The sequence below is a fragment of the Pseudomonas sp. NFACC10-1 genome (genome assembly GCF_900119195.1).
Lineage (GTDB): Bacteria > Pseudomonadota > Gammaproteobacteria > Pseudomonadales > Pseudomonadaceae > Aquipseudomonas > Aquipseudomonas cerasi.
Genome location: NZ_FPJB01000007.1, coordinates 329,524 through 351,229 on the forward strand (window position 1 = coordinate 329,524; position 21,706 = coordinate 351,229).

Sequence of the window (21,706 nt, forward strand, 5' to 3'; positions counted from 1 at the left end):
ACGCGGAGCGTCCGGCACGGCATGCGACGCAGAGCGTCGCACGATAGTTGCGATCATCGTTCCCGCTACAGGCCTCAGCTTCGTATCAGTGCGCCCGCAAGCTTTGCTATTCTTCGCGCCCTGTGAGCGCCAGGCGCTTTTTTCAGCCATGTTTCGGGGGCGTCATGACGGCCATCGTTCAATCCACTCCGCAACCTTTTACCAAAGGCGACTACAAGACCCTGAGTCTTGCGGCGCTGGGTGGGGCGCTGGAAATCTACGACTTCATCATTTTCGTATTCTTTGCACTGACCCTCAGCCAGCTGTTTTTCCCACCCGACATGCCCGAGTGGCTGCGTCTGCTGCAAAGCTTCGGGATCTTCGTGACCGGCTATCTGGCGCGCCCGCTGGGCGGGATTCTCATGGCGCACTTCGCCGACCGGCTGGGCCGCAAGCGCGTGTTCAGCCTGAGCATTCTGATGATGGCCCTGCCTTGTCTGCTGATCGGCATCATGCCCACCTACGCACAGATCGGTTACTGGGCGCCGCTGGTGCTGCTGGCGCTGCGCATCCTGCAAGGGGCCGCTGTGGGCGGCGAAGTGCCAAGCGCCTGGGTATTCGTGGCAGAACACGCGCCCAAGGGGCACCGCGGCTATGCACTGGGTGTACTGCAAGCCGGCCTGACGTTCGGGTACCTGCTGGGTGCACTGACCGCGACATGGCTGGCACGGGTCTTCAGCCCTGGCGAAATCCTCGACTGGGCATGGCGTATTCCGTTCCTGCTCGGTGGCGTATTCGGCGTGGTGGGCGTCTGGTTGCGCCGCTGGTTGAACGAAACCCCGGTATTTATCGCGATGCATGCCCAGCGTGAACATCTGACAACGCTGCCACTTGGCCAGGTCTTGCGTGAGCACCGCAAATCCTTGCTGCCTGCTGCGCTGCTGACCTTTGTGCTGACCTCCGCAGTGGTGGTATTGGTGGTGATCACCCCGACCGTCATGCAGCAGCGCTTCGGTATCAGCGCCAGCGATACCTTTGCCCTGAGCGCCGTCGGCATCGTGTTTCTCAATATAGGCTGTGTGTTGGCAGGCATGCTGGTCGACCGCATCGGCGCCTGGCGCGGCATCATGTTCTACAGCCTGCTGATGCCGATGGGCATTGGCGTGCTTTACACCAGCCTCATCGAGCAATGGATGCCACTGGGCATCGCCTACGCGATTGCCGGGCTGGCGTGCGGGATTGTCGGTGTGGTGCCGTCGGTGATGGTCGGACTTTTCCCGGCGAACATCCGGGTGTCAGGCATCTCGTTCACTTACAACATCGCCTACGCGTTCTGGGCCAGCACCACGCCATTGATGCTGATTGCTCTGATGCCCTGGAATATCTGGGTGTGCGTGCTGTATAGCCTGATCATGGGCGCCACAGGCCTGATGACCGCCGCGGTATTCGGTGTGCGCCGGGGCGTGGTGGTGGATGACCTGGCAAGCGGTAAAGCCGGATAACACCAGGCCGGTTGACACGGCGAATGCCGTTCTCGCAGAGACCGGCGACATCCGCTGCTCACCTCTGCTGTGGGGTGAGTAGCCGTTCAAATATGAGCGAAAAGTTCCTGGCACCCGACGCTTTCAATTGTAACAAGTGATTGTAATTCCGTTTCCTCAAGTCTATCTTGCGCCTCTCTATACTGTTTACGTTATTTATCTAATGTGCTCTTGGGTCGTGCCTGTGGGAAATGTTTCTTCAGGTGGATCATTCGCAGTGTCGATACGTTGGTAGGCGTAATTATTCCGCGTTTCATGTAGGAGCTTTCCTCAATATTTTATTATTGAAGATTTTTCTTACAGCTTTCGGCTGTATTGCAGGACTTTGAAGGTGTATCTCGTGTTTATGCAAAACAAGACTAAATAAAATGATTTCTGTGCCGATTGACTGTTTGGGTCATGGAAGACGAATGTAAGAAACATCCTACAAATTTGCCTATTAGGCAAAATGATGGCAAGGGGAAGTATCATGTGGGTGACAATGAGAGAGCAGGAGGTTCTTGGCCTGTTGTTGCAGGGATGTACGAACAAGGAAATTGCCAGGCAGCTCAGTATCAGTGACTACACCGTTCGCGATCACGTATCTTCGCTGCTAAGAAAGAATCAGGTAAGGACGCGTGCCGAGCTCATGGCCAGGTGCGTATCTCTATTGCTTCCGGGGAACACTGCCCGACCCCCTACATCTGTCGGATTGCGTAGCGAGCCAGCACATACATAATGTGTCTTGTCGCAACCTGTAACGTGTTAATGCAATGAGCACTGCTGACGTTTTGCGGTGCAATCAATAATACCGTGCTGCTCTGTGACTGCTGTCGGCCACTGTTTCCCGGCTGTCTGCAGAAAGGAATATCCGAAACCTGCTCGCACGACGAACTGTAAACAATAAAAAAGGAGCCACTCATGACTGTTTGTTTTGTTCGGGGCGAGTCAGGTGCCGACACGGCGTTGCGGCTGGATCCGCAGCGGCCTGATTTTAATATGACAACGGACTTCCAGCATCTGAGAACCCGGCAGTCCGCGCTTTCGGTGACGCAACTTGCCGAGCAACAGGCAAAGCTGTCCGGCCCTGTTGGCCTGTTTGCCAAACTCTGTCGGCAGCTTCGTTCGCAGGGGCGTCAAGCACCGTTACTCGAAGAGGTTACCCGACTTGAGGGCCGTAAGCGTCAATGGCTGGCCGAGCGCGCCGTACAATTCGCACTGGGCCTGCACGGCCGTCGGTCAGAAGCCGAGAACCCGTTCAAGGGCCTGGTGCGCGAAGACCTGTGCTGCATCGTATTCGATGAGCCATCGCCGCACACGCTGGTCGAGCGTTATGCCGCCAGCGAAGCGCTGCGGGCTCAGGACAGTGAGTACTTCGTCAAACTCATTGCTACCACGCGCAATACCGTCGAACGGCGAATCGTCTTTCATGGTCTGCTCGAACACTTCGACCGGCTGTTGCCCATCGAGAAGAGCATCTATCCGCTCAACTATCGCGCTGTTCAGCAAGCACACCTCGATCATGAAGAAGCCCTCTATGGCGCACTGATAAAGCAGCAGCCCATCGGCACATTGCTTGAGAGGCATACACCTGAGTGGCTGTTGGATAACCTGTCCTCATTTGAACTTTCCATCGATCAAGCGTGTGGCTAATCAGGTCTCGGACGTGGGTATTTATACCAGTCGGTTGATGAGGTTTTACAAGCGGTTCAGGTCTTTTCTAAAAAAACATGTTTAATCAGAGTGCGTGTTAGCGCGCTCGGTGAATGATAAAAAATAACGGTTCGTGCAGATGCTTTCAAGCCTGCGGCTTTCGCACGGCCGATGAATTTGATTTATAAATATTGGAGTACACCTATGAAAAAAATAGCACCCTTGCTTGTGTTGTTAGTGTCGGCTGCCAGCCAGGCGGGCGATTATTCTGTTACGACTACCCGAACACCGACGTTTATCAATGGGCCTGGTCACAGTGCGTTTTCCCGACACCAATTGAGATTGGCTGATTACCCCCGCGGCGCGGCGAATAACTCTCGGTTGCAAAAGATTTCCTGGACCGCGACTACTTTTCCGGAAAGCGTGAACGAACGCGCAAATCTTTGTTTTAGGAGAGGCGGTGTACATGATTCTGATTGTATCTCTATAACGCCAGGCGTGCCTGGCAGTACTGAGAGGTTCAACAGTTTTGGTTTTAGCTATGCCTCCGACGTCATGATTAGGCACAGCGCTGAAAGTGGACCTTGGCAACGCAAGCCTGCCGGGCCAGAAACAGTCACCTTTCATTTAACGTATTGATTGTTAATCCCTGGCGAGAACCGCCAGGGATCTTTCGGGGCAGGAGCCAACGTCATGCGAGTCATAAGTTCCGGAGCAGATGCACTGATAGCCGCGCAACAACTTGACGATAAAAGAGCGGCAAAAAACATGCCCTCAATTGCCAATTCCCCCCTCCGATCAACCTCTCCAGACTCTGCGGTGACCATCAGCGGCCAGGCCCTCCTGAAACACAGGGTATTTGGGGGCGCGGACTCTGCTGGTTCTGCGCCCATGCTAGGAAAAGCCGAATGTGGAATGTCCATGCCCGAGGCGTTTTTTTTAACCCGGGATGATCGCAGGCTGCTGGGTGATGTTTACGAGTGGGCGAGCGCTCAGGGAGCTGATCTAGGCTATGTTGATGATCTGGCTTTTGGACTGGCCTCGTACAGAGAGAAAGATGATGGAAGAATATGGGGCCGCCAGAACCAGGGCAAAACATATGACATGGAAGGCCACAAGGTGTTCTACAGTTTTACCGAGTCGCACGCGGCCACCGCCAAGCGTATTACCGAAAGCGATGGGTTAAAAACAACGCGGCTGGATCAGGGGTTTGTTCGCTTCATCACCGACAAGGACTACGGGTCTATAGGCCACAATAATTTTGAGTTCATGGAAAAAGTCATCAACAGGTTTTCAACGGCGGGGGAAAGAGACGAGCAACTGGGCGCAGATTTCGCGACCTATAAAAGCCAGAAGAGCGACTACATAAGGACGCTGTCCAAGGAGAAATACACGCCCGGCGAAGGAGACACCCAAGAAACGACCGCCGTGAAAAAATCCACCAAACCCAAGGAAATAACTCTGGAAAGCCTGCGTGCCGATATGCGCGAGGCGTTCTTCAAGGCGATGGGGGTCAAGAGTTTCTCATCCCTGTTCGACATGCTGTTCAAGCACAAGCGTTGACGGATCAGGCCTGTGCGCCAAGCGACTGGTGGTCTGACGGTGCATCCTGAGGGCTGACTACGCGGTTGCGACCGGTGCTTTTAGCCAGATACAGGGCTTTGTCTGCTTCATGCAGCCACGAGGAGGCATCCTGCATTTCAGGGGAGTAGGCGGCAATGCCGATACTGAGGCTGACCTTGAGATCGCAATGCAGGGTATAGGTCATTTCATCTATCGCCAGGCGCAGGCGCTCAAGGATTTCCTTTGCCTGAAACAAGCTGGTATCGGGCAGAATGACGCAGAATTCATCGCCGCCACAACGCCCGATCAAGTCGGAGTCGCGCAGGTTTTCTATCAGTGCTTCGCTGATACTCTGCAGCACCGTGTCGCCCATCAGGTGGCCATAAGTGTCGTTGATGACCTTGAAGTGATCGATATCGATCAGCGCGATGACGCACTCCTGATACGCGCCTTGGTTACTGGCGTACTTCAGGTCAAGCAGGTCCTTCCATGCGCCATGATTGAGCAGGCCGGTGAGGCTGTCTGTGCGGCTTACCTTGCGAAGGATGTTGCGGTGTTCCCACAGCTTGAGGGTGACCTGATGGCTCAGCCAGCCAATGAAAATGGGGTAGATCACCAGTACAGGAAGACAGGCATAGATCTGCGCCATGTTGCCGTGCAGATTGACCACAGGGTTGAGCGCGGCCAGTGAAATCAGCACGCCCAGTGCCTGTGCGCATAAGCCCTGGAGCATCAGGCGTGGCCCGGCGGCGGCCATGTTATGCATGGCCATCATGGCAAGGACGGTGACCCCGGGAACCGCACTGAAACCCATCGCACCCACCCAGAAACCGCCCAACAGCGAATCGAAAAGCAAATTGCGCCATTCGGCTTCATAGGGCTCGCGCGACTTTCTTGCAATCTGGTAGGCAACGTGCGGCCATACCAGAGCGTTGAACAGCGCCAACAACCACAGCCAGTGTGCAGCATTCACGTAATATAAAGACACAGCAACCGTCACAAAACCAACGCTTACACCGAGTGATCTCGGGGCGTAGATCCGCTTGGCGAATGCCATCCCTTTGCGGTGATAGGTGCTCATAGGTGCTTACCGGACATTACTTTTGAATCGGTCAGAAACCGCCACCACCTGACCGAAAGGCTGGAGTTTGAGCGTTCGCTAGTGGCAAGGGAAGTGTATTTTGCCTGGAGGTGTCAAATAGCTACATGGTGAGGAAAGATCACTGTTTAAAAGTCAATTAAATGACAGAAACAGTGCTAAAGCCTGTTCAAAAATATGACGATATATAATTCAACACACGTTAAATAACCGGGGCAGGGTGTCTGGGTGTTTGCAGACACACTGCCCGGCGAGTTCAATAAAGCGACAGTCAGGCGGTTATAACGGTGCCTTGTTTTTCTGAATGCTGGTCATCCATGCGACGGCAATGGACAGCAGCGCAACAACAGCGGCGACATACCCTACGGCACCCAGGCCCAGGTGCTCGATGGTAAGGCCTCCGATGATCGAGCCCAGGCCGATGCCGGCATTGGCGGCCGAGACATTCAGGGTCCCTGCCAGTGCCTGGGCCTGAGGCGCTGCTTTCATCACCCTGATCTGGCAGATTGGAAACAGCGCCGTATGCGCGATGCCCCAAATCACCAGCACCACGGCCAGCAGCGGCATGGAGCCTGCGGCGGGTACGCTTGCGGTCATGCCCAGTGCGAGCAGCAGCGCAAAGGCCATGGTCGAGCCGAGGGGGCTGCGGTCCACATAACGTCCCCCCAGTGCATTACCGATCAGGCCGACCGCGCCGAAGCCCATCAACCACCATCCCACTTGAGCCGATTCGATGCCTGCGATGCGTTCCAGCGTGTCAGCCAGGTAGGTATAGGCACCGAACATGGCCGTGAACAGCAGGATGGACAGCAGCAGGTTGGAGAGGAAAAACGGATCCCGGAGAATTTTTGCCTGCTCGGCGAGGCCGACCTTTGCAGTAGGTTCGATACGGGGCATCGACAGTGCCAGCAACAGGGCCATCAACGCTGATAGCAGCGTCAGCGCCCAGAATGCGCCGCGCCAGCCCACGGCATCGGCAAATACTGTACCCAGCGGAATACCGAACAGCATGGCAGCCGAGATGCCGAGGTACACCTGCGCAACGGCCTTGCCGGCGCGCTTGGGTCCGGCCAGCAGACTTGCCGTTTCACTGGCCGTGCCCCAGAACACCGGCAAGGCCAATGCCGGAATGAACCGCGCCAGCGCCAGCACCCAGATGTTGCTCGACACCGCCGCCAGTGCGTTGGAGGCGGCGAAGATCAGCAGAATGACGATGAACGTGCGCTTGCGGTCCAGGTGCGAGAGCATGGCCGTCAGCGGTGGGCCAAAGAGCATCACCGTGAAGGCGAACAGCGTCACCAGCAAACCGGCAGTTGATATGGAAATTCCCAGATCGCGGGCCATTGAAGGCAGCAGACCGATAATGAGAAATTCTGTGGTGACGATCACGAAGCCGGCCAGGGCCAGAATCGCGATGGACAAACCGGCACCGGTCGAGCTTTCGCTGCGGGTGCCGGCAGCAGTGGTTTCCAGAGAAGGCATGGTACAGACCCCGTAAAAAATAAGTCCGCCAGCTTATTGCAGAAAAGAATTCCTATCTTTGGTAAATTTTCCCTGCATTATGGATTGAATTTCACTAATCGAGGTTTCATGTGCTGTCGACTGACCGCCTCAAAGGTATCGAAACGTTCGTTGCCGTTGCCAACGCGGGAAGCTTTACCGCAGCCGCTGAGCGCTTGAACCTGACCAATTCTGCGGTCAGTAAAAGTGTGGCGCGCCTGGAAAGCCGTCTCGGCATGCGCCTGTTCGAGCGGACTACTCGCAGTCTGGCGCTGACGGAGGAGGGCTCGGCCTATCACACCGTGTGCGTGCGGATGCTTGCCGACCTGGAGGCTGCTGAAACTGCGCTGGCGGCTCAACGCACAGAGCCCGCCGGACAATTGCGCATCGATCTGCCTGCGACCTTTGGCCGTTTGCATGCGCTGCCGTTGATTCTTGCCTTCACCGGGCAGCATCACAAGTTGCGCCCGCGAATAACCTTCACCGACCGTTTCGTCGATATCCTTGAAGAGGGCATCGACCTGGCCGTGCGTATCGGTGGTCCACGGGTCTGGCCCGCAGGCGTCGCGCACCGGTATCTGGGCACCGAGCGGGTGATCTTCTGCGCTGCACCGGCGTATCTGCAGCGTCACGGCACCCCGCATACGTTCGAGGACCTGGCCAGTCATGCCTGCATTCTGTTTGGCCGTGGCGATGGCAGTACCAGCCCCTGGCTGTTTGTCGATGAGCAGGGGCAGCGGGAGGCACGCGCTGTAGAAGCACGACTGGTTATCGGCAACGCAGAGGCCCAAGTGGCAGCGGTGACGTCGGCATGGGGAATTGCCCAGCTGGCAACCTGGTTGATCAGGGAGCAGCTGCAGCGCGGCGAATTGGTGGAGATCCTCCCGCAACTGGCCACCGATGGCCTGGCCTTGCACCTGGCCTGGCCGCGTAACCGCGAGTCCCTGCCCAAGGTGCAGGTGCTGGTCGAGCGGTTGTCAGAGGCGTTGCGGGTGGACTGAGTCGTATCGGACCGGCTGACCGGTCCGCGCAGATCACTGGCCGATGACAGTCTTCACCAGCGCAGCATGCTCTTTCGGATTCTTTGCATTGGAGACCACGTTCAGCACCGCTGCGCGGGTACCCGATGCAGCGACGATCGATGTGCTCAGCACCTGGGCGTCGCTCATGGTCGCTGAGGTGTCCAGCTGGCGCACACCAAGACCGTTCTTCTTGACGATCTTCTTGTCACCCAGTTTTTTGAAGTCCTTGTAGCCGGTACTCTGCTGGGCAAGGATGCCGGTGACCAGTCCATCAAGTACTACACCGTCGTTATCGCTGGCCTGCACGCCCATTGGCATCGGCGTTTCGGTAACGATCAACACGCGCTTTTCAGCCGCATTGGTGTACAGCGACCCCGTCACACCCTGGGCCTTGGCTTTTGCGTCAATCTCGGGCATCTCACCCTGTACGTAGCCCGCAGGAATGGTGAAGGTCAGTTTGCCGCCCAGCAGTGAAGCGTTTTGCACCGCAGCAGCGGTGGGCGCAGCAGCCTGCGGCTTGGTGGCAGCCTGAACGCTGACCATGCTCTGACATGCTGCCAGTGCGACACACACAGCCATTGCCTTGAAACCGAAAGAACGCATGGAAATTCCTTTTTTGTCTGTTAATGACACAGGCGTTTGCGCCTGAGGCATGTGAGTGACCGGGCAGGTAAAAGTGCCCATAAAAAAACGACCAGTCCGATCACTCAGGCTGGCCGTCGTTTTGCTGCGTTACGCTTATTCGGCGATTTGCAGTTTGCGCGACTCGGTGTAGACGTAACGCACTTTTTCATACTCGAACGGCGAGTTGAGCTGGCCGTAACGGAAGCTGGTGACGTAACGGCGGTCAATGGCGCGCAACACGGTGATTTCCGGATGGTCGCTGCTGACTTCGGCCACGTTCAGGAAGTTGATCTGGTTTTCAGCCGTGTAGTCGAACAGCATGCCACCGGTGTCACGCAGGTTCGATGGACCGAACAATGGCAACACCAGATAAGGCCCTGCAGGCACACCGTAGAAGCCCAGCGTCTGGCCGAAGTCTTCGCTCTGACGCGGCAGGCCCATCATGGTCGCCGGGTCCCACAGACCGGCGATGCCGATGGTGGTGTTGAGCAGCAGACGGCCAGTGGTGTCCAGCGAGCGCTCGCCCTTGAACTGCAGCAGGCTGTTCAGCAGGTTGGAGACATCGCCCAGGTTGCTGAAAAAGTTGCTCACACCGCTGCGCACGAAGCCAGGGGTGATGTAGCGGTAGCCGTCCACGACCGGCAGGAATACCCATTCATCGAAACGGTAGTTGAAGTGGTAAACCCGGCGGTTCCAGGATTCCAGCGGATCATAGACTTCCAGTGCGTTGATGGAGGCGCGCTCGAACTCACGCTGATCCAGCCCCGGGTTGAATTGCAACGACTTCAGCGGCTGGGTGAAACCGTCAGCATCGGTCTGACGGGCCACAGTGGCCGGGTGCTGAGCCTTGTTGCTGGTATCCGCGTCAGCGGCCTGGACTGTGCCGGCACAGAGCAGAGCGGCAAGAAGTAAAAGACGTTTAGCCACGGAAAAACTCCAGCATGGCGTCGGTGTTGACGCGGTAATTAAGGTTGCCGCAATGCCCGCCGTACGGGTAAACGGTCAGGCGATCGCCAAAGGTCTTGCGCAGGAAGCCGAGGTCACCCGAGCCCAGAATCACGTCGTCGGCGTTGTGCATGACGGCAATCTTGGTGTTGCTGTGCAGGTAATCCTTGAGGGCGTAGAGGCTGACCTGGTCGACCAGTTGCAGAAGGCTACCGCCGTCGGTGCGTGCGCGCCACATCGGGATGACCTGTTCGGTCAGGTAGCAATCGAAGTCGCACTGCAGGGCACGCTTGAGGAATGGCGTCAGACTGGTGCCTTCGGTGATCGGGAATTTCGGTGGCGTGATCAGACCGCGACGGTTGATCAGGTCGGAGGTGAACGCGATATCCGCCGACGAGAAGCGGAACGAGGTACCGATCAGCATCGCCATCTGTTCATTGGTCAGGTGCTGCTTGGACTGCTGGAAGTCGAACAGCAGTGCATCGTTGAGGTCGATGTAGCCCTTCTGGCGGAAGTAGCGAGTCAGCTTGGCCAGCACCAGTTCATAGAACGTAGTGGTGTTGTTGATGCCCTTGACGTTGGTTTGCACCAGTTTGTCGAGGTTGCTGATCGAGGTGTAGAGATTGACCGGCGGGTTGAGCAGCAGGACTTTCTTGAAGTTGAAGCTGCGACGGGTTTCGTCCAGCTTGCTGACGAATGCAGCATTCAGTGCGCCGAGGCTGTAACCGGTCAGGTAATAGTCGGTTACCGGCAGTTGCGCCTGCTGAGCCCGAATGGCCTGCATGACGCGATAAATGTCTTCTGCGTCGTCGGTGGAGACGCCGGGAGTCGCAAAGCGCGAGGCCGAGCTCATGAAGTCATAGCTGGTGGGCGAAGACAGCTGCACGACGTGGTAGCCCGCGCCGTAATAGAGCTTTTTCAGGAATTCATTGATGGTGCTGTTATACGGCGCGCCGGTGCCGGCGATCAGGAAGATCAGCGGTGCAGCGTGGTCCTGTTTGGCCAGGCGATAGTGCAACTTTTTCACTGCCCAGAAGTTGTCGGGCAGGGTGAACTCGCGCTCGGGATGCAGGTTCAGGGTGTAGACATCCTGATCGATATCTTCATCGTCAGGCAGGTCGGGGCGCAGATCGGGCGGTGTGGTCGCAATGGTCGCTTCAAACGGATTAGTCAGCGGGTAGCCATAGGTGGCGGAGTCGACATTGGTTGCCAGAGCGGACGCACTTAAACACAAGCCACCTATAACGGTGGCGAGGCGCAGAAAACGGAGCATGACTAAATCCCTTGGGAAAGAAGTGCTGATGAGATACGCAGGCTATGACCAAGGTGTAGTGCCAAAGTGCCCCATCCACCGGTTAACCCTGTAAATATGACGGAACAATACACGTTCTTTGGATTTTGCAATGCAGATATGCGGTTTATTTTTGCATGGCTAGTGTATTTGCTGCCCCGGCGCGACGTTTGCACGGGCTGGGAAAGGTAGGCAGGCCCTGGCCTGGCGGCGAATTTTCCGGCTTGCGGAAAGCACAAAGGAGAGCCGTAGCTCTCCTCCAATGTGGTTCACGTGCTCTTTTTATTGTTATAGGGCGGCCTGTTATTGTTGTTGGCGGCCAGTCCCTTTACAGCGTTGTTGTGCGACCCCCATCCGGGGTCAAGAGCAAACGTATTTTTTTGAGCGCTGATTCGCTTTAATCACCTGTCTGCACAACGGGTTGATCCCACCGGTTCTGGAGCTACCTGACGGTAGTTTTATTGTTCTCGGTCCGGTCGCGAGGCCTTCCATTGAAAGGTCCCTGTAAAGCGGGTCCACTCCAAAAAAATCTGTTAGCTGCGCCTCTGTCCGTTTTGTTCTTGTTGTGTCAGAGCCGTTACGTCTTATTTTTATTGGTTTGCTGCATCATTTCTTGTTTTTGTTGTACCAGAGATATAGCAGGACCCGTGCCAGTTTTTGAAAATCCTTTTAAATCAGCTATTTATGAATTCTGATGATTGTCGGTTAGTCAGAGAGCCGGAAAAAATGTTTCCGTGTTACCCGTTCACGGTGGTGATCGTAAACCTGCGGTAACACATCGTGTTTCCTTCGCAGTATGAGCCGGAATGGTGCGCCGCAAGTCTCTGTCGTCTATACGACGATGGTATGGGGTTCGGCGCTCGCCATTGGACACAACGGTGCGTCTCCTGCCGTTGATGGCTGGATCGAGGCGTTTTTCGCTGTGCGTTGTCGTTGATGGCTCGATGTTGTCGTTTCCCATTGCCCCGGTGTCGCAGACAGAGCATGCCCGCCTGGCCGGCAGGTCGATGATCAGTGTGGCGTTGTAGTGCGTTTGATTGCGCGCGGCAGCGATAAAAACGTGCAAGGCGCCGCGTGCCCCAAGGTCGGGCGCGGGGCGGTCTGGAGAACAACGTTAACCATGCCCCGACACCCGTCGGTGCAGACTTCCGGGGAAGCGACAATGATGATGCGAAAAATACTGGGGGCGGGTGCCGCTCTGGTACTTGCGGTCAGCTCCACGCTGGCGGTTGCTGAAACCAAGACCCTGACCATCGGCTATGTGGAAGGCTGGTCCGACAGTGTCGCCACCACCTTCGTGGCCTCCGAAGTGATCAAGCAAAAGCTTGGTTATGACGTCAAGTTGCAGTCTGTCGCTGCAGGGATCATGTGGCAGGCGGTGGCCACCGACAAGCTCGACCTGATGCTGTCTGCGTGGCTTCCAGGCACGCATGGCGAGTACTACGCCAAGTACAAGGACCAGGTCGTCAACTATGGCCCCAACTTCAAGGACGCCAAGATTGGCCTGATCGTGCCTGAATACGTGAAGGCCAAAACCATCGAAGACCTGAAGACCGATGCTTCCTTCAACAAGAAGATCACCGGGATCGATGCGGGCTCGGGCGTGATGCTCAAGACCGATCAGGCTATCAAGGACTATGGTCTGGACGGCTATAAACTGCAGGCGAGCTCCGGCGCAGGCATGATTGCCGAGCTGACCCGCGCCGAGAAGGCGAAGAAATCCATCGTCGTCACCGGCTGGGTGCCGCACTGGATGTTCGCCAAATGGAAGCTGCGTTTCCTCGACGACCCGAAAGGTGTCTACGGTGAGGCTGAAACCGTAGACAACGTTGGCAGCCTTGGGCTGGAGAAAAAAGCCCCTGAGGTCGTGGCCTTCCTGAAAAAATTCCAGTGGGCATCCAAGGATGAAATCGGTGAGGTGATGCTGGCGATTCAGGACGGTGCCAAACCTGAAGCTGCAGCCAAGGACTGGGTAGCCAAGCACCCGGACCGTGTTGCTGCATGGACTGCCAAATAGTCTCAAAGTGTCTGAACAGCCGTTCTCGAGGCCGTCTGGTGTTATCGCCAGACGGCCTTTTGTTTTCCTGCCCCGGAGTGTTTTCGGTGCGACCGACTGCCGGCGGGTCCAGGCCGTGCGAGAAGAGGTATCTGCAGCTAATGTCGTTCTAATACTAAGGTCGTCTGGAGTGCGCGCCGGACCCGACTAAAGTGCATTACGTGACATCTCATCTGTGCTGCGAGGACAAAAACAATGAACGACAGCATTTACCTCTCGATTCAAAACAGCCCGCGTTTCAAGGAGCTGGTATCCAAAAGAGAGCGGTTCGCCTGGATTCTCTCGGCGATCATGCTTGGCCTGTATGCGGCCTTTATTCTTTTGATTGCTTACGGACCCCATATTCTGGGGGCCAAACTGAGTCCCACTTCGACCATTACCTGGGGAATGCCGATAGGCGTAGGGCTGATCCTTTCCGCGTTTATATTGACCGCCATCTATGTTCGCCGTGCCAACGGTGAATTCGATGACCTGAATAACGCGATCCTGAAGGAGGCTCAGCAATGATCCGGCGCCTATCAGCAGCACTTGGCCTTGCCGCCTTCGCGCCGACCCTCTGGGCGGCAGACGCGTTGACGGGTGCAGTGCAGAAGCAACCCCTGAACGTCGCCGCGATCGTCATGTTCGTGGTCTTCGTAGCCTTCACGCTGTACATCACCTACTGGGCGTCGAAAAAGAACAAGACCGCGTCGGACTATTACTCGGCAGGTGGCAAGATCACCGGTTTCCAGAACGGGCTGGCGATTGCCGGTGACTACATGTCGGCAGCCTCCTTTCTGGGGATTTCCGCACTGGTCTACACCTCCGGCTACGATGGCCTGATCTACTCGATCGGCTTCCTGGTGGGCTGGCCGATCATCCTGTTCCTGATCGCCGAACGCCTGCGTAACCTGGGTAAATACACCTTTGCCGACGTGGCCTCGTACCGCCTCAAGCAAAAGGAAATTCGTACCCTGTCTGCCTGCGGCTCGCTGGTGGTGGTGGCGTTTTACCTGATTGCGCAAATGGTCGGTGCCGGCAAGCTGATCCAGCTGCTGTTCGGTCTGGACTACGCCGTTGCGGTGGTGTTGGTCGGGATCCTGATGTGCCTCTATGTGCTGTTCGGCGGCATGCTCGCCACGACCTGGGTGCAGATCATCAAGGCGGTGATGTTGCTGTCCGGTGCGTCGTTCATGGCACTGATGGTCATGAAGCACGTCAACTTCGACTTCAACATGCTGTTCTCCGAAGCGATCAAGGTTCACCCCAAAGGTGAGGCGATCATGAGCCCTGGCGGGCTGGTGAAAGACCCGATCTCGGCGTTCTCGCTGGGTCTGGCCCTGATGTTCGGTACCGCAGGCCTGCCACACATCCTGATGCGCTTCTTCACCGTGAGCGATGCCAAGGAAGCCCGCAAGTCAGTGCTCTACGCAACAGGCTTTATTGGCTACTTCTACATCCTGACCTTCATCATCGGTTTCGGCGCGATCCTGCTGGTCAGCACCAATCCGGCGTTCAAGGATGCAGCGGGCGCGTTGCTGGGCGGTAACAACATGGCAGCGGTTCACCTGGCCGATGCAGTCGGTGGCAGTCTGTTCCTGGGCTTCATCTCGGCAGTAGCCTTCGCCACCATTCTGGCAGTGGTTGCCGGTCTGACTCTGGCGGGTGCTTCGGCGGTTTCCCACGACCTGTATGCCAGCGTCATCAAGGCAGGCAAAGCCAACGAGAAGGACGAGATCCGTATCTCGAAAATTACCACCATCGCTTTGGCGGTCGTGGCGATCTTTCTGGGTATTGCGTTTGAAAGCCAGAACATCGCCTTCATGGTGGGCCTGGCGTTCTCGGTCGCGGCAAGCTGCAACTTCCCGATCCTGTTGCTTTCCATGTACTGGAAAAACCTGACCACCCGTGGCGCCATGATCGGCGGCTGGATGGGCCTGATCAGTGCAGTGGTGCTGATGGTGCTGGGGCCGACCATCTGGGTGCAGATCCTGCATCACGAGAAAGCCATTTTCCCTTACGAATACCCGGCGCTGTTCTCCATCGCCATCGCCTTCGTAGGTATCTGGTTCTTCTCCATCACCGACAAGTCGAAAGCGGCAGAGGGCGAGCGCGCGCTGTTCTTCCCACAATTCGTCCGCTCGCAGACGGGGCTGGGTGCCAGTGGTGCGGTTTCGCACTAAGTTCAGGTTGTTGTGAACGAAGCAGCCTTCGGGCTGCTTTTTCATGGCCGATAAAAAACCCCGCTTGAAAAAGCGGGGTTTTTATTGGCTACATGCGCTGCTGCGTGGAGCAGCAGATCATATCTTGCCGAGCAACACCAGAATCAGCAGGATCACCAGGATCGTACCGATGATGCCCGACGGACCGTAGCCCCAGCTGCGCGAGTGCGGGAATACTGGCAAACCGCCAACTAGCAGCAGAATCAGAACGATGATAAGAATAGTGCCGATGCCCATGGTGAGTTCCCTCTTTACATTAGTGTTAATTAACAAATGCAGTTGAAACGTCATGCCGGACGGTATGAAGTTGCCTGCTTGACTCATCGGACTCTGGGCGTCGGAGAAAGGTTCGATCTATTTTTAATAATTTATTACATATTTGAAAATCATTGAAAATCAGCGGTTTGTCGCATTTTTGTCTGACAATAACTCGGTCTTTTTTTGACCTGATGCGTTTGATTCAGTCTTAAAAATAATTGAACTAAACACCCTGGAAAGTCTCACGCGCAGCGTGAACTTTCTACCTGAGGCATGGCCCACAAGAGGACACCGTGATGATTTATCGAGTGGCGGCGGATGCCGTGGTCGTGTTTCATCTACTGTTCATTGTGTTCGTCCTGTTCGGCGGACTGCTGGTATTGAGAAGGCCCTGGCTGGCACTGCTGCACGTTCCTGCTGCGGCCTGGGGGACAGCGGTCGAGTTTCTGCACCTGTATTGTCCGCTGACACCGCTGGAAAACACCCTGCGCAGCAACGCTGGAGGGCAGGGCTACACCGGGGGCTTCGTGGAGCATTATCTGATCCCGCTGATTTACCCGGCCGGGCTTACGCCGGGCATACAGCTTTGGCTGGGCGGCATTGTCGTGCTGCTCAATGTGTTGGTGTATGGCCTGTTGCTGGTGCGGTATGTGACACGAGCGAGGCGTTCATAGGGCTGCGGTTTGCACCAGGCATTCAGCGTCTTGATGGTGGGTTTGTGGCGCTTCCACTGTGATTACACTCAGGCAACTCCTGCACATCACAAGGCTCTCGGCTATGCAAAACCGCATCATGATTACTGGCGCCGGCTCAGGTCTGGGTCGTGAAATTGCACTGCGCTGGGCGCGCGAAGGCTGGCGGCTGGCTCTGTCGGACGTCAACGATGCAGGCCTGCAGGAGACCCTTGCGCTGGTACGCGAGGTGGGTGGTGACGGTTTTGTGCAGCGTTGCGACGTTCGCGACTACAGCCAGCTCACCGCGTTTGCCCAGGCCTGCGAACAGCGCTTTGGCGGTATCGACATCATCGTCAACAACGCGGGTGTCGCGTCCGGTGGCTTCTTCAACGAATTGTCGCTGGAGGACTGGGACTGGCAGATTGCAATCAATCTGATGGGCGTGGTCAAAGGCTGCAAGGCGTTCCTGCCAATGCTTCTGGCCAGCAAGGGCCGGATCATCAACATCGCCTCGATGGCAGCGCTGATGCAGGCCCCGGCGATGAGCAATTACAACGTCGCCAAAGCCGGGGTCGTCGCGCTTTCCGAGAGCCTGCTGGTCGAACTGCATGACCAGGGCGTTGGTGTTCATGTGGTCTGCCCATCGTTCTTTCAAACCAACCTGCTGGATTCCTTCCGTGGCCCTACGCCCGCGATGAAGGCGCAGATCGGCAGGTTGCTGGAGAAGTCGCCGATCACCGCCGCAGATATCGCCGACTACATCTTCAGGCAGGTGGGCGAAGGCGAATTCATGATCCTGCCCCACGAAGAGGGCCGTATGGCCTGGGACCTGAAGCGCAAACAGCCACAGGCGATGTATGACGAAATGACCGTCATGTGCGCCAAGATGCGCGCCAAGGCGCAAAAGGGGCATGCCTGACTAGCCCGGACGCTCCGCGTCCTCGTGCGACGCAGAGCGTCGCGACCTGCATTCCCACGCTGGAGCGTGAGGAACGATCACCTCAACTATCATGCGACGCAGAGCGTCGCGATCTGCATTCCCACGCTGGAGCGTAGGGAACGATAACCGCAACTATCGTGCGACGCTCCGCGTCGCATGCCTTTCCGGACGCTCCGCGTCCTCTTGAGGTTACGGCGTTGCCTGTTCAAGGTTATCAAGGTCATGACCGCACGGTTTTCTGATAGGGTTGCGCGCATCTTTCAGCTCTGTCCTGAGAACCTTTCATGCTCAATTATCTGTGGTTCTTCCTCGCCGCCCTGTTCGAGATATTCGGCTGCTATGCCTTCTGGCTATGGCTGCGCCAGGGCAAGAGCGCGCTGTGGGTGATCCCTGCGCTGGTCAGCCTGACGCTGTTTGCACTGTTGCTGACACGTGTGGAGGCGGCTTACGCGGGGCGTGCCTATGCGGCGTATGGCGGGATCTACATTATTGCGTCGATCGCCTGGTTGGGGCTGGTCGAGCGGGTCAGGCCGCTGGGCACGGACTGGCTGGGTCTGGCGTTCTGCGTCCTCGGTGCGACTATCATTCTGCTGGGGCCACGTTGGGCTGCCTCCTGAGTAACCACCGCCGCGAACGAAATTTCCCACGGATTTGGCCGGAAAGTAAGACGTTTCCTTCAGTCTTTTCCGGTGCTGTTGCAGGACATTACTGATTTGCCATCAGCGCATTGAAGCGCCACGTTTCGCCATGCACCCTGCCTCTTTTGCGCAACGCAAGGGTGGGAAAAATGCTGGTACTGATGCGGGAAATTGGCGAAACGTTTTCCATCGGTGATGATATCACCGTGCAGATTCTGGGGATCAACGGCAATCAGGTCAGGCTCGGGATCAATGCCCCGAAAGACGTCAAGGTGCACCGCGCCGAGGTCTACAAGCGCATTGCCAGAACGCTTTCGCAACAGGCAACGACGCCGCTTCAGTGAGCGGCGTTGTCAGCAAGCGATCTTATGGGCAGATGACCTGACTCGGCCTGTCGAAAACCCGACTAAGGCACCGTAGGCGTTATTCAAAAAACTCCTTGGGTACATCGTGCTTGAGCATCAGCTGACACTGCTGGCTCTCCAGGTCGAAAAAGATCACCGCCTGGCCCTTGGTCAACGCATGACGCACGCGCAGTACCCGGGTTTGCAGCGGTGTTTCATCGCCATTATCGGTGCCCTCACGGGTGACGAAATCCTCGATCAGGCGAGTGAGGGTGTCAGGTTCCAGTTGGTCGTAGGGGATCAGCATGGCGGTTCTCGTGTCGATGAGCGGCGATGATAGAACTGCGGTGCCATGCACCGCAATTCACAGGGCCTCAACTCTCTTCGCGATTCTGCCCGATCAGGCTGTCGACCGGTGGCACGCGGGTGTCGGATTCCATCTGCGCATCGTGCTCGATCTGATGGCTGAAGCGCTCCAGCGAGCTCTGCGCAGGCTTGGCATCGCTGGCGAATACCGGTGGGCTGAGCATGTAGGCACCGAGCAACTTGCTCAGCGCTGCCAGACTGTCGATATGCGTGCGCTCGTAGCCATGCGTCGCGTCACAGCCGAAGGCCAGCAGGGCGGTGCGGATGTCATGCCCCGAGGTCACCGCCGAGTGCGCATCACTGTAGTAATAGCGGAACAGGTCACGACGCACCGGCAGCTCGTTGTCCACGCCCAGCCGTAGCAGATGACGAGACAGGTGGTAGTCGTAAGGACCGCCCGAGTCCTGCATCGCCACGCTGACGGCGTGCTCGCTGGAGTGTTGACCCGGCGCAACCGGTGCAATGTCGATGCCGACGAATTCGCTCACATCCCAAGGCAGCACACCGGCTGCGCCCGTACCGGTTTCTTCGGTGATGGTGAACAGCGGGTGGCAATCGATCAACGGCTCGGCACCGCTGTCGACAATGGATTTCAGCGCGGCGAGCAGTGCCGCCACACCGGCCTTGTCATCCAGGTGACGGGCACTGATGTGTCCGCTCTCGGTGAACTCCGGCAGCGGGTCGAAAGCCACGAAGTCACCGATGCCGATGCCCAGTGATTCGCAGTCGGCGCGGGTGGTGCAATAGGCATCCAGGCGCAGCTCGACGTGGTCCCAACTGATCGGCATTTCGTCCACGGCGGTGTTGAACGCATGTCCGGAAGCCATCAGCGGCAGAACGCTGCCACGGATTACGCCGGTGTCGGTGAACACGCTGACCCGGCTGCCTTCGGCAAAGCGGCTCGACCAGCAGCCGACTGCAGCCAGCGCCAGGCGGCCGTTGTCTTTGACTTCCCGAACACTGGCACCAATGGTGTCCAGGTGCGCCGATACGGCCCGGTCGGGGCTGTTCTGCTTGCCCTTCAGCGTGGCGCGAATCGTGCCGCGGCGGGTCAGTTCGAACGGGATGCCTAGTTCTTCGAGGCGCTCGGCCACGTAACGCACAATAGTGTCGGTAAAGCCGGTAGGGCTTGGGATCGCGAGCATTTCCAACAGAACTTTCTGCAGGTATTTCAGATCCGGATCGGGGATATTTGCAGGGGTCATGGATGCTCCTCATGGAACAGTTGCAAGCCACGGGCTGCAAAGGCTGATGCGCCATTTGCAGCCGTGCCCGCAGCTGCGATCAGATATGCACAGGCAGGCTGTGCGGAAACAACAGATCGACGAAACGTTCGGCGGTGGGTTGTGGTTCGTGATTGGCAAGGCCTACGCGTTCATTGGCTTCGATGAACACATATTCAGGCTGATCGGCGGCCGGCACCATCAGGTCCAGACCGACGACCGGGATATCCAGCGCCCGTGCAGCACGTACTGCTGCGTCGCTGAGCACCGGGTGCAGAATGGCCGTGACATCTTCCAGGCAGCCGCCAGTGTGCAGATTGGCGGCACGGCGCACGGCCAGGCGCTGATCCATCGGCAGAATATCGGCGTAGTCAAAACCGGCCTCGCGCACCGTGCGCTCGGTTTCCTGATCCATCGGAATGCGGCTTTCGCCATCCGTTGCCGCGGCGCGGCGTCGGCTCTGGGCTTCGATCAACTGTTTGATGGTGTGGCGACCATCACCAATGATTTCAGCCGGACGGCGTATCGCAGCAGCCACGACCTGAAAGCCGATCACCACGATGCGCAAGTCCAGGCCTTCGTGAAAGCTTTCCAGGATCACGCGAGTATCGAACTGACGAGCCTGTTCGATGGCGGCTTGCACGTCCTCGATAGTGCGCAGATCAACCGCCACGCCCTGGCCCTGTTCTCCGTCCAGCGGCTTGACCACGATTTGCCCGTGCGCTTCGAGAAACGCCAGATTATCGTCTGCGTTGCCCGCCCTTTGCTGTTCGGGCAAGCGCAGGCCGGCGGCCTTCAGGGCACGATGTGTCAGGCTCTTGTCCTGACACAGGGTCATGCTCACCGCGCTGGTCAGATCACTCAACGACTCGCGGCAGCGGATGCGACGACCGCCGTAGCTGAGAGTGAACAGCCCGGCATCCGCATCATCCACCTGCACGTCAATGCCGCGCCGGTGGGCTTCCTCGACAATGATCCGCGCGTACGGATTGAAGTCCGCCTGCGGGCCAGGGCCGAGAAACAATGACTCGTTAATGCCGTTTTTGCGCTTGATGGCGAAGGTCGGCAGGTTGCGGAAATTCAATTTGGCGTACAGCGCCTTGGCCTGATCGTTGTCATGCAGCACCGACAGGTCGAGGTAGCTGAGGCCGCGACTCATGAAATGCTCGATCAGGTGCCGGACCAGTACTTCGCCCACGCCCGGACGCGTGCATTGCGGGTCGACGGCCAGGCACCAGAGGCTGCTGCCTTTTTCCGGGTCATTGAAGGCCTTTTGATGATTGAGGCCCATGACGCTGCCGATGATCGTTTTGCTGCCCTCATCCTCGGCCACCCAATACACCGGGCCACCTTCGTGGCGTGGGGTCAGCAGCTCGGGGTCGATGGGCAGCATGCCGCGCGCCAGATACAGGTTGTTGATGGCCTGCCAGTCACTTTCATTGTGCGCACGACGTATGCGGTAGCCGCGAAACACACGGTGCGCCGGGCGGTAATCGCTGAACCACAGGCGCAACGTGTCCGACGGGTCGAGAAACAACTGCTGCGGAGACTGCGCCAACACCTGTTGCGGCGCTGCCACGTACAGGGCGATGTCGCGCTCGCCGGGTTTTTCGTTGAGCAGGTCCTGAGCCAGCGCGGCCGGATCAGGGTAGGTATGACCGATCAGCAAGCGTCCCCAGCCACAATGCAGCGCCAGAGGGTCTGCATCTATCTGGCTGCCGTCTTCGGCGAGTCGTGCCTGCAGACGTTCGTACGAGGGCGACTGGCCGCGCAACAGGCGCTGGCTATAAGTCGTCGCGTTCTGTTTCAT

The 21,706-nt window shown here is 57.4% G+C and carries 21 protein-coding genes; 12 read left to right on the forward strand and 9 right to left on the reverse strand.

The window, feature by feature from the left end; genetic code table 11:
* The first annotated feature begins 164 nt into the window (after nucleotides 1-164).
* The 4 genes from BT119_RS20545 to BT119_RS20565 all read left to right on the forward strand — a co-directional run bounded on the left by BT119_RS20545 (nucleotide 165) and on the right by BT119_RS20565 (nucleotide 4,715).
* The gene (locus BT119_RS20545; protein WP_003363347.1) at nucleotides 165-1,481 is read left to right on the forward strand and encodes an MFS transporter; all 1,317 of its coding nucleotides are present in this window, start codon (nucleotides 165-167) and stop codon (nucleotides 1,479-1,481) included.
* A gap of 487 nt (nucleotides 1,482-1,968) precedes the next feature.
* Nucleotides 1,969-2,238 (forward strand): helix-turn-helix domain-containing protein, encoded by a 270-nt coding sequence (locus BT119_RS20550; protein WP_003363345.1) that lies wholly within the window; start codon nucleotides 1,969-1,971, stop codon nucleotides 2,236-2,238.
* 182 nt (nucleotides 2,239-2,420) lie between these two features.
* Entirely contained in the window at nucleotides 2,421-3,152 is a 732-nt protein-coding gene (locus tag BT119_RS20555; RefSeq protein WP_072366849.1) for a hypothetical protein, read from the forward strand.
* 693 nt (nucleotides 3,153-3,845) lie between these two features.
* Complete coding sequence (locus BT119_RS20565; protein WP_072366851.1) at nucleotides 3,846-4,715, forward strand: hypothetical protein; 870 nt, start codon at nucleotides 3,846-3,848, stop codon at nucleotides 4,713-4,715.
* 4 nt (nucleotides 4,716-4,719) lie between these two features.
* Here the strand turns inward: BT119_RS20565 and BT119_RS20570 are convergent, their stop codons facing one another.
* Complete coding sequence (locus tag BT119_RS20570; protein WP_044309779.1) at nucleotides 4,720-5,796, reverse strand: diguanylate cyclase; 1,077 nt, start codon at nucleotides 5,794-5,796, stop codon at nucleotides 4,720-4,722.
* Between the two features lie 297 nt (nucleotides 5,797-6,093).
* Nucleotides 6,094-7,296: an MFS transporter gene (locus BT119_RS20575; protein ID WP_003363337.1), complete on the reverse strand. Its 1,203-nt coding sequence runs from the start codon at nucleotides 7,294-7,296 to the stop codon at nucleotides 6,094-6,096.
* Nucleotides 7,297-7,406: 110 nt separating this feature from the next.
* On the opposite strand from BT119_RS20575, the gene BT119_RS20580 reads away from it, so the two are divergent.
* The gene (locus BT119_RS20580; protein ID WP_072366852.1) at nucleotides 7,407-8,315 is read left to right on the forward strand and encodes a LysR family transcriptional regulator; all 909 of its coding nucleotides are present in this window, start codon (nucleotides 7,407-7,409) and stop codon (nucleotides 8,313-8,315) included.
* A 33-nt stretch (nucleotides 8,316-8,348) separates the two neighbouring features.
* Here the strand turns inward: BT119_RS20580 and BT119_RS20585 are convergent, their stop codons facing one another.
* The 3 genes from BT119_RS20585 to BT119_RS20595 form a co-directional block, all read right to left on the reverse strand.
* Nucleotides 8,349-8,939: a DcrB/PsbP domain-containing protein gene (locus BT119_RS20585; protein ID WP_003434309.1), complete on the reverse strand. Its 591-nt coding sequence runs from the start codon at nucleotides 8,937-8,939 to the stop codon at nucleotides 8,349-8,351.
* A gap of 135 nt (nucleotides 8,940-9,074) precedes the next feature.
* A complete protein-coding gene (locus BT119_RS20590) occupies nucleotides 9,075-9,887 on the reverse strand; it encodes an MlaA family lipoprotein (RefSeq protein WP_044309781.1) in 813 nt (270 codons plus the stop codon).
* Nucleotides 9,880-11,178 (reverse strand): hypothetical protein, encoded by a 1,299-nt coding sequence (locus BT119_RS20595; RefSeq protein ID WP_003363327.1) that lies wholly within the window; start codon nucleotides 11,176-11,178, stop codon nucleotides 9,880-9,882. The genes BT119_RS20590 and BT119_RS20595 overlap by 8 nt, the downstream gene beginning before the upstream one ends.
* Nucleotides 11,179-12,358: 1,180 nt before the next feature.
* On the opposite strand from BT119_RS20595, the gene BT119_RS20605 reads away from it, so the two are divergent.
* From BT119_RS20605 to BT119_RS20615, 3 genes are all read left to right on the forward strand, one after another.
* Complete coding sequence (locus BT119_RS20605; RefSeq protein ID WP_003434310.1) at nucleotides 12,359-13,213, forward strand: glycine betaine ABC transporter substrate-binding protein; 855 nt, start codon at nucleotides 12,359-12,361, stop codon at nucleotides 13,211-13,213.
* Nucleotides 13,214-13,447: 234 nt separating this feature from the next.
* Nucleotides 13,448-13,759 (forward strand): DUF485 domain-containing protein, encoded by a 312-nt coding sequence (locus BT119_RS20610; protein ID WP_003314526.1) that lies wholly within the window; start codon nucleotides 13,448-13,450, stop codon nucleotides 13,757-13,759.
* On the forward strand, nucleotides 13,756-15,414 hold the full coding sequence (locus BT119_RS20615) for a cation acetate symporter (protein WP_003363323.1): 1,659 nt from the start codon (nucleotides 13,756-13,758) through the stop codon (nucleotides 15,412-15,414). Before BT119_RS20610 ends, BT119_RS20615 begins: the two co-directional genes overlap by 4 nt.
* A gap of 117 nt (nucleotides 15,415-15,531) precedes the next feature.
* On the opposite strand, the gene BT119_RS20620 is transcribed toward BT119_RS20615, so the two are convergent.
* Nucleotides 15,532-15,690: a DUF3309 family protein gene (locus tag BT119_RS20620; RefSeq protein WP_002552554.1), complete on the reverse strand. Its 159-nt coding sequence runs from the start codon at nucleotides 15,688-15,690 to the stop codon at nucleotides 15,532-15,534.
* Nucleotides 15,691-16,007: 317 nt separating this feature from the next.
* Here BT119_RS20620 and BT119_RS20625 point away from each other — a divergent pair, with 317 nt between their 5' ends.
* From BT119_RS20625 to csrA, 4 genes are all read left to right on the forward strand, one after another.
* A complete protein-coding gene (locus BT119_RS20625; RefSeq protein ID WP_072366853.1) occupies nucleotides 16,008-16,385 on the forward strand; it encodes a DUF2784 domain-containing protein in 378 nt (125 codons plus the stop codon).
* A 103-nt stretch (nucleotides 16,386-16,488) separates the two neighbouring features.
* The gene (locus tag BT119_RS20630) at nucleotides 16,489-17,304 is read left to right on the forward strand and encodes an SDR family oxidoreductase (protein ID WP_003363320.1); all 816 of its coding nucleotides are present in this window, start codon (nucleotides 16,489-16,491) and stop codon (nucleotides 17,302-17,304) included.
* 305 nt (nucleotides 17,305-17,609) lie between these two features.
* Nucleotides 17,610-17,942 carry a YnfA family protein gene (locus tag BT119_RS20635; protein WP_058416713.1) on the forward strand — a complete coding sequence of 111 codons (333 nt, stop codon included), beginning with the start codon at nucleotides 17,610-17,612 and terminating at the stop codon, nucleotides 17,940-17,942.
* 170 nt (nucleotides 17,943-18,112) lie between these two features.
* On the forward strand, nucleotides 18,113-18,307 hold the full coding sequence (csrA, locus tag BT119_RS20640) for a carbon storage regulator CsrA (RefSeq protein ID WP_003363316.1): 195 nt from the start codon (nucleotides 18,113-18,115) through the stop codon (nucleotides 18,305-18,307).
* A gap of 79 nt (nucleotides 18,308-18,386) precedes the next feature.
* Here the strand turns inward: csrA and BT119_RS20645 are convergent, their stop codons facing one another.
* From BT119_RS20645 to ngg, 3 genes are all read right to left on the reverse strand, one after another.
* Nucleotides 18,387-18,614 (reverse strand): YheU family protein, encoded by a 228-nt coding sequence (locus tag BT119_RS20645; RefSeq protein WP_003314533.1) that lies wholly within the window; start codon nucleotides 18,612-18,614, stop codon nucleotides 18,387-18,389.
* A 67-nt stretch (nucleotides 18,615-18,681) separates the two neighbouring features.
* Entirely contained in the window at nucleotides 18,682-19,878 is a 1,197-nt protein-coding gene (locus tag BT119_RS20650) for an osmoprotectant NAGGN system M42 family peptidase (protein ID WP_003412697.1), read from the reverse strand.
* A 79-nt stretch (nucleotides 19,879-19,957) separates the two neighbouring features.
* Nucleotides 19,958-21,706 carry an N-acetylglutaminylglutamine synthetase gene (gene ngg / locus BT119_RS20655; protein ID WP_054082162.1) on the reverse strand — a complete coding sequence of 583 codons (1,749 nt, stop codon included), beginning with the start codon at nucleotides 21,704-21,706 and terminating at the stop codon, nucleotides 19,958-19,960.